This is a genomic window from Carnobacterium sp., assembly GCF_040274425.1.
This window is the reverse complement of record NZ_JBEMBC010000004.1, coordinates 21,145-33,626: the sequence shown is the minus strand read 5'-3', so window position 1 is coordinate 33,626 and position 12,482 is coordinate 21,145. Positions and strand designations below refer to the sequence as shown.

Annotated in this window: 12 protein-coding genes; 10 read left to right on the top strand and 2 right to left on the bottom strand. The window is 35.1% G+C overall.

The features are described from left to right. The first annotated feature begins 44 nt into the window (after positions 1–44). The 10 genes from ABS911_RS01450 to ABS911_RS01405 all read left to right on the top strand — a co-directional run bounded on the left by ABS911_RS01450 (position 45) and on the right by ABS911_RS01405 (position 9,807). On the top strand, positions 45–776 hold the full coding sequence (locus ABS911_RS01450) for a hypothetical protein (RefSeq protein ID WP_350465951.1): 732 nt from the start codon (positions 45–47) through the stop codon (positions 774–776). Positions 777–1,067: 291 nt separating this feature from the next. Continuing rightward, complete coding sequence (locus tag ABS911_RS01445) at positions 1,068–1,382, top strand: ArsR/SmtB family transcription factor (protein ID WP_350465950.1); 315 nt, start codon at positions 1,068–1,070, stop codon at positions 1,380–1,382. Between the two features lie 29 nt (positions 1,383–1,411). Further along, the gene (locus ABS911_RS01440; RefSeq protein WP_350465949.1) at positions 1,412–2,533 is read left to right on the top strand and encodes a cation diffusion facilitator family transporter; all 1,122 of its coding nucleotides are present in this window, start codon (positions 1,412–1,414) and stop codon (positions 2,531–2,533) included. Positions 2,534–2,705: 172 nt separating this feature from the next. Next, a complete protein-coding gene (locus ABS911_RS01435; RefSeq protein ID WP_350465948.1) occupies positions 2,706–3,605 on the top strand; it encodes a general stress protein in 900 nt (299 codons plus the stop codon). 227 nt (positions 3,606–3,832) lie between these two features. Beyond that, positions 3,833–4,702, top strand: coding sequence for an SDR family oxidoreductase (locus ABS911_RS01430; RefSeq protein WP_350465947.1), 870 nt, complete (start codon positions 3,833–3,835; stop codon positions 4,700–4,702). Between the two features lie 197 nt (positions 4,703–4,899). Next, on the top strand, positions 4,900–5,817 hold the full coding sequence (locus ABS911_RS01425) for a general stress protein (protein ID WP_350465946.1): 918 nt from the start codon (positions 4,900–4,902) through the stop codon (positions 5,815–5,817). A gap of 136 nt (positions 5,818–5,953) precedes the next feature. Next, positions 5,954–6,808: a recombination regulator RecX gene (gene recX, locus ABS911_RS01420; RefSeq protein WP_350465945.1), complete on the top strand. Its 855-nt coding sequence runs from the start codon at positions 5,954–5,956 to the stop codon at positions 6,806–6,808. Beyond that, on the top strand, positions 6,805–8,013 hold the full coding sequence (gene mutY / locus ABS911_RS01415) for an A/G-specific adenine glycosylase (RefSeq protein ID WP_350465944.1): 1,209 nt from the start codon (positions 6,805–6,807) through the stop codon (positions 8,011–8,013). Before recX ends, mutY begins: the two co-directional genes overlap by 4 nt. Before the next feature lie 216 nt (positions 8,014–8,229). Further along, entirely contained in the window at positions 8,230–8,766 is a 537-nt protein-coding gene (gene ntdP, locus ABS911_RS01410; RefSeq protein ID WP_350465943.1) for a nucleoside tri-diphosphate phosphatase, read from the top strand. A gap of 201 nt (positions 8,767–8,967) precedes the next feature. Continuing rightward, positions 8,968–9,807 carry a hypothetical protein gene (locus ABS911_RS01405; protein ID WP_350465942.1) on the top strand — a complete coding sequence of 280 codons (840 nt, stop codon included), beginning with the start codon at positions 8,968–8,970 and terminating at the stop codon, positions 9,805–9,807. A 57-nt stretch (positions 9,808–9,864) separates the two neighbouring features. Here the strand turns inward: ABS911_RS01405 and ABS911_RS01400 are convergent, their stop codons facing one another. Beyond that, positions 9,865–10,962: an FUSC family protein gene (locus ABS911_RS01400; protein ID WP_350465941.1), complete on the bottom strand. Its 1,098-nt coding sequence runs from the start codon at positions 10,960–10,962 to the stop codon at positions 9,865–9,867. A 126-nt stretch (positions 10,963–11,088) separates the two neighbouring features. Next, positions 11,089–12,381 carry a glutamate-1-semialdehyde 2,1-aminomutase gene (locus ABS911_RS01395; RefSeq protein ID WP_350465940.1) on the bottom strand — a complete coding sequence of 431 codons (1,293 nt, stop codon included), beginning with the start codon at positions 12,379–12,381 and terminating at the stop codon, positions 11,089–11,091. Positions 12,382–12,482 lie beyond the last annotated feature (101 nt).

Below are 12,482 nucleotides of genomic sequence, written 5' to 3'. Positions count from 1 at the left end.
AAGTTACTGAAACACTTCTAAGCCAAGCAAATAAGGAGGTCAATATGAATTTAACGAAACTTGTCCAAACATATGTCTTGAATCAGAATGTTGGTAGTCCAATTTTTATTTCAGACATCATGCATTACATAGAACAATTTGCTGATGACCAAAAAATGGGTCAACAAGTAAGAAAAAATGTGAATGTTATTCTAATGAGAATGGTAAAAGATGGGAACAATTTAAAACGTTTTGGAACGGGAGTCTATTATCGGGATGATACTGATCACTCAGAAGAAACAGGAATTGATAGTATTGAACTAATCAACAGAACTTATATAGAAGATAAAAGAGGTAACGTATTTGGATACCTTACTGGAGCAGCTTTTTTGCACAAATTAGAGCTTATCGAAAATCCACCGAGCGAAATGATTATTGCAACAAATGCAAAAAGAAATGGCAATATCGAAACAACGGACATAGTGTTTAAATTGGTTAACCCTCCAACAACTGTGACCCGTGAAAATTATCGGTATTTACAAATGTTGGATTTAATAAAAAATGATTTAATAAATGGGAATAATCTTCAATATAGCTTTGCATTGACACATTTTATGAATAAGTACCAGCTAAAGGAAGCAAAACTAGTAGCGTTGGCTGTGGACTTTTATAGTCAGAAAGTCGTTCTTAAAGTTGCCGAATTTATTAGCAATAAAGTATACTTGGAAGAACAAAAAGATGAAATCATTATTACGTTAGATACTACAAAGCAAAAGGAATTGTATGAGAATGATTAAAGGTTTGTTTAATAACTAGTATTTCTGGTTCAAAAAAATCTGATAAGAACGGTTTGGCTCTCAAGAGAGCCATGGTATTGTTTAAATTCTTTACACGCCTATAAGCACACCTATTCCTCTAAAAAAATTCAAATAAGGGAATGCACTAATCTATCCACACTAAAAATTATAGGCCCAGTTAAATAAGAATACGTAAAAAGCCCAGAGCGTGCTCCAGGCTTTTTTTTTCGTCAAACATATGATAATATATACATATGAATAGATGTACATATGAAAAGGAGGACATGGTCTATGTTAAACGAAGAAACACCTACTATGTTAGATGAAGAGATACTTTCAACCGTTAGCAGTGTCTTCAAGGTATTAAGTGATCCTACCCGAATCTCACTACTGAATGTTTTAGAAAATAAAGAAATAAATGTAGGTACATTAGCATCTACTTTATCTCTTGAACAATCTGCAGTTTCTCATCAATTAAAGATTTTGCGATCTGCTCGTTTAGTAAAATCAAGAAGAGTAGGAAAAATGATGGTCTATAGTCAAACAGATGACCATGTTTATAGCATATTAAAACAAGTAATTTTACATGCACAAGAAGAAAATTGATACGTTTTTTTATAAAAGGAGGAATGAAAATGAAAGACTATGCTGTTCAGGGTTTGCATTGTGCCAATTGCGCTAAAAAAATGGAGGCTCAATTGCATCAACTACAAAAGGGCAAAACCATTCGATTGAATTATTCTACTAGTAGAATTTATCTTTCTGATGAAGTAGATATGAAAGCTGTTAAAAAAATTTTGATGTCCGATAATGTGCAAGTTTTGGAAGATAATTTAATCGTTGATGAACAAGATACAATAAAGAGCGCAGCTCATTCTCACAATCATGTTCCAGACTACACAGGAAGCAAAAACTCTGTACACAATATAAAAATTGTCTTTATTCTAAACCTTGTTTTTTCACTAGCTGAATTTATTTTTGGAATACTATTTAATAGCGCAGCTATATTGTCAGATGCTGTTCATGATTTGGGCGATTCACTATCTGTGGGATTAGCTTTGGTTTTCCAAAAAATTTCGACGAAAGAAGCGAATGAACAGTATAGTTTTGGTCATAGGCGATTTTCACTTTTAGGTGCGATGATTACTTCAGTTATTTTAATAGGAGGATCTATATTAATCATTTTAAATAGTGTACCTTTACTATTTGATCCTCAACCTGTAAATTCACGAGGTATGTTCTGGCTTTCCATTGTAGCGATTGGAATAAACGGGTATGCAGCTTGGTTAATCAGCAAAGGCACATCAAAAAATGAGAAGGTTCTTAACTTGCACATGCTAGAAGATGTTCTAGGTTGGGTAGGTGTTTTAACTGTTAGTATAGTACTGGATTTTACAAATTGGTTCATTTTAGATCCAATCTTATCTTTACTAATATCGGGTTATATTTTGTCAAAAGCTCTTCCAACTTTTTTAGAAAACACATCCATTTTTCTTGAAGCTGTACCAAAAGGGATAGATATTAGAGCTTTAGAAAAGAATATCAAACGTATTGAGCATGTCCACGCTGTTTCGCATTTTCATATGTGGTCAATTGATGGTGAAGAGAATGCCTTAGCAATAACGGTCTATGTCAATACCAAAGATACTGGGAAACAAGAACAAATCAAAGAAGAAATTCGTTATTTAACTAAAGACGCCAATGTTACTCATTCGACCATTGAGATCGTTGTTGATGAAGAATATTTAATTAAATAAAGCAGGTTGAATTTAATTCATACCACTTACAAAGGCTTCTTCTTTGCTAGTGGTATGAATTTTTGCTATCATGAATATAAATTAAGGATGACTAAAAAACACTGAAATAGTCATCACGTAGCAAAAAGTTAAACTGTTCAACGTTACTATATGAAATGGAGTGTGAGTTCAAATGGATAGAAGAGTTGAAGGAACATATACGTCAAAAGAAGAAACGGTAAGTGCAGTAGAAAGACTCATCAATGAAGGATATGCAACAGATGAAATTATTATTGTGACCAATGAAAAACATGAAAAAGAATTAGAAGATTTAACCCTTGTAGAGGTTGATGCTGTAAGTCCTACCGAAGGATTGTCTATTTGGGAAAAATTAAAGGAATCTTTCAGTTTTGGACGATACAATTCGGATGAAATTTCCAATCCTCTAGAAGAATATGGTGTAGAGGAAGACATTGGTGAACATTATACAGAAGCTTTAGAAAGTGGAGAGATTGTTATTCTGGTCAATAGTGCAGGTCCATCAAAAACACAACAGTTATCTCAAGTAAATGAAGAAGTACTAAATGGAGATACTGAAAGTGCAGCGAAAGATCCGGTTAAATCTCCTACAAAAGAAAAAACGGACGCTGTACCTGGAGAAGGAGAACAATTCGATCCTACTAAAGCCCAATCGTCTAGAGAAGATATCGAAGGAAAACCTGTAACAGCTCCAGATAAGCAAAGTTCAAATTCAGAGGAGTCTATTAGTCCGATTACGTCAAATCAAAAACAGGATGGCAATACAGTGTCAACAGTAAATGAAGAGGTTAAAGGTTCTTCGCTTGAAAAAGGTCCTGAATTAACTGGCGATGAATCTACGGTAGTGGCTGAAAATGAAGGTCATGCATATCCTGACAATATCAGCAAAGGAGTTGTGGATGGAGGAGATTCTTCTCATAGCAAAGGAATTGAAAAAACAGAAGAATCAAAACCTGAAATGAATACAAAACAACCCGAAAGCGATGCATATTATAGTGATGATTACGAAGAAGCTGGCGGAAAAACAATTCAAAAAGATGACGAAGATAAATAAAAAAGATTGAGACCTAGGTCTCAATCTTTTTTATTATGATGGACAATTAGTATAGGTACTTTAAATAATATTCCCGGAAGACTACAGGCTTCTAACGATTTTATAGACTTCTACAAACAATCTTGGCCATTCCAGAAGAAATCTTATGCAGAGAAGTCTTCTTATTTGTATTCGTTTTCCTAAGTTGCTATGCTTAATTTGTAGAGGAAATTTAGGAGGAATGAGAAATGACAAATTCTGATAAAGAAACTCAAAAACCAAAGGAAAATTACTTGATTAATGATGACAGTAAAAATCTTAACCCTGAACCACAAACAGAAGATCCAAATTACAAAGCAGCAGGGAAACTAGAAGGCAAGACAGCCATCATTACTGGTGGAGATAGTGGCATCGGACAAGCTGTAGCGATTGCTTTTGCAAAAGAAGGTGCAGATGTTGCTATTGGTTACCTAGAATCAGAAGATGATGCGAACTATACAAAAAATCGGATTGAAAAAATTGGTCAAAAGGCCTTAGTATTTAAAGGTGATGTAGGACAAGAGTCTTATGCTAAAGAAGTAGTGTCAAAAGTAATCGAAGAATGGGGCCATCTAGATATCTTGGTCAATAATGCCGGCGAGCAACATGTTCAAGAGAAAATTGGGGATATAACCGCAGAACAATTGGATCGAACATTTAGAACCAACATCTTTAGTCAATTCTACTTTGTGAAAGCTGCGATGCCTCATTTGTCAGAAGGTGCATCAATCATCAATACAACATCGATTACAGCTTATCGTGGAAGTGAACACTTGTTAGATTACTCAGCTACTAAAGGTGCCATTACAGCTTTCACAAGATCTCTTTCTCAAAATAGTGAAGTGATCGATAAAAAAATTCGCGTAAATGGTGTGGCTCCTGGTCCAATATGGACTCCACTTATACCAGCTACTTTTACAGAAGAACAATTAGAAGACTGGGGTAAGGGCGGAGCAATTGAACGAGCTGGTCAAGCTTTTGAATTAGCACCGACGTATGTTTATTTAGCAAGTACTGACTCTAGTTACGTTTCTGGTCAAGTGTTGCATGTTAATGGCGGAGTGGTCATAAATGGATAAACTGGATTCTTGATTTTTTAAAATTGCAACTAAATGCACTTTGAGTCTGATTATAAGGCGTCTATTTTGAAAACTTGTTTTTCATTTGGTACAGTTAATTATAGAAATAAGAGTGTTTGATGTTATCCCTCTTAATTATTTAGCAGCCTAATTGGCTAAACGACTAAAGAGGATACAAAAAAAGGAGCGTGTAAAGGATGAATAAAGTAGTTATCGGTTCATTTTCTAATGTACAAGAAACAACGGCTTGTGTGGAACAATTGATCGCAGAAGGCCATTCAACAGACAGTATAAAAATTGTGACGACTAATCAAGATCCTGCAGCGATTCAAAGTCAAACAAGTGTGGAAATTGATAAAGTTTCAGCAGAAGAAAAAGAATCTTTCTTGGATAAATTTAAACATTTATTTGCTGATACAGACGAAGATTTAGTGTTAGAAAATTTTGGTGTAGATGAAGCTAGTGCAGAGCAATACAATGAGTCTTTAAAAAAAGGCGAATACATTGTACTTGCTGATAAAGATAAAGAAGCAAATTCAAAAACCAATTTAACTAAAGAAACTACTGGAACTGTTGGTCAAGCTGGACAAGGTGTGCGAGAAGTCAGAAATGCTTCACAACCAACGGATGAAGTGAATTATGCAAATGATGGGAATGACCTTTTAAACAACGCAGAAGTTCCATTTAATAGTCAGTTTACAGATCAAGATGAACTTGATGAAAGCATCATAGTGAAATCTGATTTAACTGATACCACAGTTCCTGAAACGATCGAGGAGGATGAAATTATGGCAGATTCGATTAGACAAGAGAACAAACCTAGATTACAGGATAATCAAGATAACGAATCAACGAATGGTGCATTTAGTAAAGACCAAGATCGAAGAGATGATACAAGGGATGTTGTGTCTCCAAAAGAAGAACCTTTATCCCGCAGAGAATTTGATCCTAATGACAATCCATTACAAGGAGAACCAACAGAGGATGCATTAAAACATGAAGACCAATTTGAGTCCGGTTCATCTAACGAAGAATCGGTAGATTTGCCTATTTTTGATAACAGTACTTTATCAAACCAACCAATTAGCGATCCAAGAGACGAATTTAGAAAATAAGGAACGAGATGTGAAAGTGATTCAGGCTTAGGTCTGAATCACTTTTTTTAATTATCATCGTCGAATGACAATTTTCGAACATGTGTTTGTGACTATTTTATGTTATAATAATGGAACTGAAGTAGGGGGTGAAGCCATGATATATAAACCCAATAGTGGAAATGAGGGCTCTTCAACATCTGCATTACCCAAAATTACAAAGATTGAAGCGCAAAAAAGAAAAGGACGCTACAATATTTATTTAGATGGAGAATATGCTTTTCCTGTTGATGAAGCTATTTTAATTAAACACATCTTGCATAAAGGAATGGAAATCTCAAAAACATTCCGTCAAGAATTAGAGATAGAAGATGGTTACCGCAAAGCTTATACGAGAGCACTCGTTTATTTGAACTATTCTTTGCGTTCAATAAAAGAAATAAAAGACGACTTGGTCGCCCATGAATTTACTAGTGAAACTGCTGATCAGGTTATCGAACAATTAAAAGAACAAGGTTACTTAAACGATTTAATGTATGCTGAAAGTTATACAAGAACCGCTGCAAATGTTAGCGGAAAGGGGCCTTACGTGATAAAAAGAGAGTTGAAAAAACGTGGAGTTAAAGATGAAACGATTGAAGAAGCAATGGAGCAATATCCGTTTGATCAGATGGTAGAAAATGGTGTTGCCTTAGCAGAAAAAGTTATGCGACGTTCTTCGCAACATTCATCAAGAGAAACGAATAATAAAATCCGTCAAAATTTAATGCAAAAGGGATTTCAATCTGATGTTATCACTCAAGTATTGGAAGAAATCAATACGGAAAAAGAAGTAGACGATGAGTACGAGGCATTAAAAACACAAGGTGATAAAATTTGGCGCAAGCAAACGAAGTTAACCGGAGCTAAAAAAATTCAAAAAGTTAAAAGCGGATTATTTCAAAAAGGATTTGCTGGCGACTTAATTACGCAATACATCAATGAAAAAGAAATGGAAGAAGAGGAAGAATGACAGTAAGTGAATCAAATTTAGATGCAACAAACAAAAATGAAATTTATGGTATTCCTATGTGGTCTCAAGAAAAAATTAATCGGTTTAGAGAAACGCTCCTAAGTTGGTATGATTTAGAAAAACGAGATCTCCCATGGCGAAAAAACAATGATCCCTATCGTATTTGGGTATCTGAAATCATGTTGCAACAAACAAGAGTAGATACTGTTATTCCGTATTATTTAAATTTTATGCACACTTTCCCAACGATAGAAGCATTAGCATTAGCACATGAAGATATATTGTTAAAAGCTTGGGAAGGATTGGGATACTATTCACGAGTTCGAAATATGCAAACTGCAGCTCAACAAATCATGAATGATTACAATGGAGAAATGCCAACAGATCCTAAAGAAATAGGCAAACTAAAAGGGATAGGACCTTATACAACTGGCGCGATTTCGAGTATGGCTTTTGGACTCCCTGAACCAGCTGTAGATGGAAATGTGATGCGCGTGTTGAGTCGGTTATTTGAAATTGATGCGGATATTGCTAAGCCTGGTAATCGTAAAATTTTTGAGGCTATTATGCGAGAACTGATTGATCCCTATAAACCTGGAGATTTTAATCAAGCATTTATGGATTTGGGTTCAAGTATCTGTACACCTAAAAATTACCATCCGGAATTAAGCCCCATCAAAAAATTTAATCAGTCGTATCAAAACGGCACGTGGGAAAAATACCCCGTAAAAAGTAAAAAGAAAAAAGCAAAGCCGGTTTATTATATAGGGGCAATCATTAAAAATTCAAATGGTGCGTTTTTATTAGAAAAGCGTCCTGAAAATGGCTTACTGGCTAATATGTGGACCTTTCCTATGATTGAGGAAGAGTCAGTAATTCAAGAGACAGGAATTGCACACGGAACATTGATTCAAATAGACGATGAAGAGCGAATAGAACAAGTGGTGAAAAAGATTGTGACTGAACTAGAGAATAGATATCAAATTAAGCCAACACTAATGGAAGCACCTTTTATTGAAGTTAAGCATATATTCAGCCATTTAAAATGGTTTATCGCTGTTTATTATGGACAATTGCTAATAGAAGAACCTATCGATATTCCTGAAAACTGTTATTGGGTAAAGCCTTCTGACTTTGATCAATATGTATTTCCAGGTCCTCAAACTAAAATGTGGCAGAGTTATTTGACAAAATTTAAGAATTAATCTGACAAGAATAGATTAAAGACCCTTTTTTTTAGGTTTTTAAAAGTTTCATTTAAGCGTTGATTCTCATTTTTTTTTCATTATTTATTTGGTTTTATACTATAAAGATTAAGAGTTGTGATATAATAAGTACGAGTCGAGTGCTTAGGCATTCTCTGGTTTATTATTTACTAATTTCTTGCGATTTTATGCGAGAAAAAGAAAGTTGGGTTAGGGATGCATATTCCAAAAGAAGGAGAATACATCACAATCCAAAGCTATAAACATGATGGCAGTTTGCATCGCACTTGGAGAGATACCATGGTACTTAAGACAAGTGATCAATCGTTAATAGGAGTGAATGATCATACTCTTGTAACGGAATCGGATGGCCGAAGATGGCTAACGCGAGAACCAGCGATTGTTTATTTTCATAAGCATTATTGGTTCAATATCATTGCAATGATAAGAGATAATGGCGTTTCTTACTATTGCAATCTCGCTTCGCCTTATTCGTTAGATGAAGAAGGTCTGAAGTATATTGATTATGATTTAGATATCAAAGTCTTTCCAGATGGCGAAAAACGCTTATTGGATGTAGATGAGTATGAAGATCATAGCATAAAGTGGAATTATCCTGATGATATTGACCATATTTTAAAAGAGAACGTGAAAATTCTAGTGGATTGGATCAACGAAGAAAAAGGTCCTTTTTCACAAGATTATGTTGACATATGGTATAAACGCTATCAACAGTTATCACATAAGCAATGACCTTTTACTGGATAAGATGATAGTAATTTCTCTAAGATAGATATAAAAATAGTAAAGAGGTTCCAAAATGCTGGAGCCTCTTTACTATTTTTATGAAAAAGTATAGTGGCTTTGAATGAATGTATGGTAAAATAATCAAGGGTTCAATAACAAATGAAATTATTCGAGAGAAAATCAAAGTGTAAATAAGGAGTGAAAAAAGTGTCTAAAAAAAGTGGATTTATCATTTTTTTATTAATAATTTTAGCTGGAGGAGTTGTTTTTTTGGGCATGAGCTATTCAAAAAAACAGCAAGAACAATTAATGTCAGTTGCTGAGCAAACGGATCAAAAAGCAGAAGCAGTAACGGAAGGAGACGTATCTGCACAGATTGCTGAATATGAAGCAAGTCGTGAAGAGCTTTCTGTACTAGAATACTTGAAGTATGTCAGCTTATTAAAAGATGAGGTTTCAATTAGTTTTTATGGGGACATAGCTCAAGAAGAGAAATGGGTCTCAGAAATAGATGCATACATAAAAGATCAGATTGGCAGCACTATGAAAGTCAATCGTTTGCCTTATACCGATTATAATTCTTATCAATTGATCAGTGAAAATAAAGCAACCGATCTTGCTCAAACAAATCCAGATGTTGTATTTTTTCAATTGACCCCTTATGCTGATCAAGAACTAGACATCGCTTTAGCTGATTCAAGTGATTATTTAGAAATGAATTATGCTGCAATAAAAGATATCTTGCCTGAAGCGTTGATTATCTTTGTTTCCCCTAATCCAAGCAGCAGTGAAAAAGGGAACAACAATTCAAGAACACTTGATTATACTTCCTATGTAAATGAGATGGTGTCAACAGTTGAATCTAATGAATGGATTGGATTTAATCTTCATGATAGCTACCTTGAAAAACTTGAGGCTGACGGAATCTCGTTGGAGAACACTTTAACAGAGAATGGCAAATCAATGAATGGTGAAGGAACAACTGTATACCGTGCTTTATTCGAAGAAGCATTAAACCAAAAAAGAGATACTACTAGCGGAATTTAATTGATGTATTTAAAAAGGCAGTTGAGCGAATATGCTCAACTGCCTTTTTACTATTTTTTATTGTTCAACGTGTTCGATGTTAGAAATGTCTGTATCTGGATTCCAATCGTTTCCTTTATAACTACTGACCAGGATGTTTAAATGCTCTAAATATTCCTCATACTTTAAAATACTGGACATGATATGAATAACCGCGTTACTTTGTCCATAGTCATCATGAAGGTATTCTTCCAAACTCGCTTCATCAAAGAAGGACTGCATAAATTCTTTTCTGAGCGGGGCTTTATATGCAATAAAATTCACACTGTCTGGTGAAACACGTCCGTTAAATTTTAATAGAATTTGTTCATGTGCTGCGAGTAAAGTTTCCAGACGTTCTCGTATCAAGATACGCAAATCTTTTGGAAAATGGTTAAATGAATTTTCATATTTATGAAATGTGTAAGATAAATTATAGGCTTCTCTCGTTGTCGCGATGATTTGTCTATAAACAACGACTTTCCGCATTTTTTGAATGCGGTCTTTTTTTCTCGTGGTCATTCCTTCATCTTTGAATAATGAAAGATAGACATCCATCCGATTAAGCTCTGATTTGATCCATTTTAAATCTTTTTTTAGAATAGGATACTGGCTGTTTTTCCGAACACTTGCACGTAAAAACTTCATGATTTCAGTCGTTGAGTAGTCGGTAACATGATACAATTTTTCTTCATACTTTGGAGGGAACAAAATAGTATTCACCAAGAAAGCAATAAAAACTCCCATAATGGTAGCTGTGACTCGTATAGTGGCATAAAGAATAAAATTATCTTCAGTGGTTTCCATAATAACAATTAAAGTTACAGTAGCTAAACCAATCACACTACTAAGGTTCAGTTGATTTAAAATAGCAATCAATAGACAAGCAGCTAACCCTACCACAATAAAGTGATTCCCTAAAGTTAACGTGATGCAAATAGCGACTAGAGCGCCAATCAAGTTGGCGATGATGCGATCTTTGAGGGTGTTGATGGATCGTTTGACTGAAGGCTGCAATGCGAAAATAGCTGATATAGCAGCTAAAACACTGCCTGATGGGAAGTTTAATAGCGCAGGAATAGCTAAAGAAAGAGCAACAGCTATTCCTGTTTTAAGCGTTCTTGCTCCGATTCTCATAAATTATATTCACTCCATTTGATAGATAGTTATACTAGTATGATAAGCTACTTAGAGTCAATAAGCAAAGAATTTAGAGTAAATAGTTTGAAAATTAAGATAATATCATAATGAACAGCAATACTTTTAAGAAAGTTTGGAAAAAGCTGTATCAATCGCTTTTTTAGTTTCATCAATGTCTTCTTGCGTATGCATAATGGTTAAAAACCAAGCTTCATATTTACTTGGAGCAAGATTGATTCCTTCATCCAACATGTTTTTGAAAAACTTTCCAAATCGGTCAGAGTCTGTATTTTTTGCATCTGCATAATCTTCAATTGAATGATCTGAGAAGTAGACAGTAAGTGATCCACCAATTTGGTTTACAACTGTTGGGATGTTATATTTTTTACCAGCTGCAAGAAGAGCATCTTTTAACTGAATAGCAAAGTCAGCCATTCTCTCATAGATTCCTGGTTCTTGTAAAACTTCTAAACAAGCAATTCCAGCTTGCATAGAAAGTGGGTTTCCCGACATAGTACCAGCTTGATAGGCAGGTCCAAGAGGAGCTACAGTATCCATGATACGTGATGGGCCACCATATGCGCCAATAGGTAATCCTCCACCAATGGATTTTCCAAATGCTGTTAAATCAGGAATAACACCTAGCATATCTTGAGCAGCACCGTAATGGAAACGGAAGTTGGTGATCACCTCATCATAGATAACTAAGGCTCCATGTTCATGAGTAATTTCATTGACGGCCTCTAAAAATCCAGGCTTCGGAGCTACCATACCAAAATTACCAACAATGGGCTCCACTAAAACAGCTGCGACTTTGTCTCCTAATTTTCCCATAACTGCTTTGTAGGATTCAATATCATTGTAAGGTACAGTGATTACTTCTTTTGATGTACCTACTGTTACTCCACCGGAATCTGTGGTACCTAGTGTAGAAGGACCGCTACCTGCCTCAACAAGTACGAGATCAAAATGACCATGGTATTGACCAGTAAATTTAACAATCAATTCACGGTTTGTGTAAGCACGAGCAACACGAACGGTTGTCATCACGGCTTCAGTTCCAGAATTTGTAAAACGTACTTTATCCATTGAAGGAATAGCAGTGGTTAACATCTTTGCAAAAGTCACTTCATGTTCAGATGGTGTACCAAATAACACACCTGTATCTGCAGCTCTTTTTATTGCTTTGGCAATATGCGGATGATTGAATCCAGTTATAATGGGCCCAAAAGCTGCTAAATAGTCAATATAGCGATTGCCATCAACATCATATAAATAAGCTCCATCCCCACGCGCCATGGTAACCGGATTGCCTCCGCCAACGCCTTTAAATGAGCGGCTCGGACTATTCACTCCTCCAACAATAACTTGATTCGCTTCATGAGCTAACCGATCGCTTTGAGTATGATTTAACATAAAATAATTGCCTCCTTAAAAGTAAAATCATTTCTATTGTAATGCTCCTACCATAGAAGTGCAATATTTCCTTTGGTAGCGCATAAAGGATTTATTTGCAA

Bases quoted from the DNA above. Each gene is read 5' to 3' on its own strand.
- mutY (WP_350465944.1), top strand. From the start codon at position 6,805: ATGACAGTAAGTGAATCAAATTTAGATGCAACAAACAAAAATGAAATT.
- recX (WP_350465945.1), top strand. From the start codon at position 5,954: ATGATATATAAACCCAATAGTGGAAATGAGGGCTCTTCAACATCTGCA.
- ABS911_RS01425 (WP_350465946.1), top strand. From the start codon at position 4,900: ATGAATAAAGTAGTTATCGGTTCATTTTCTAATGTACAAGAAACAACG.
- ABS911_RS01400 (WP_350465941.1), bottom strand. From the start codon at position 10,962: ATGAGAATCGGAGCAAGAACGCTTAAAACAGGAATAGCTGTTGCTCTT.
- ABS911_RS01435 (WP_350465948.1), top strand. From the start codon at position 2,706: ATGGATAGAAGAGTTGAAGGAACATATACGTCAAAAGAAGAAACGGTA.
- ABS911_RS01395 (WP_350465940.1), bottom strand. From the start codon at position 12,381: ATGTTAAATCATACTCAAAGCGATCGGTTAGCTCATGAAGCGAATCAA.
- ABS911_RS01445 (WP_350465950.1), top strand. From the start codon at position 1,068: ATGTTAAACGAAGAAACACCTACTATGTTAGATGAAGAGATACTTTCA.
- ABS911_RS01430 (WP_350465947.1), top strand. From the start codon at position 3,833: ATGACAAATTCTGATAAAGAAACTCAAAAACCAAAGGAAAATTACTTG.
- ABS911_RS01450 (WP_350465951.1), top strand. From the start codon at position 45: ATGAATTTAACGAAACTTGTCCAAACATATGTCTTGAATCAGAATGTT.
- ABS911_RS01440 (WP_350465949.1), top strand. From the start codon at position 1,412: ATGAAAGACTATGCTGTTCAGGGTTTGCATTGTGCCAATTGCGCTAAA.
- ntdP (WP_350465943.1), top strand. From the start codon at position 8,230: ATGCATATTCCAAAAGAAGGAGAATACATCACAATCCAAAGCTATAAA.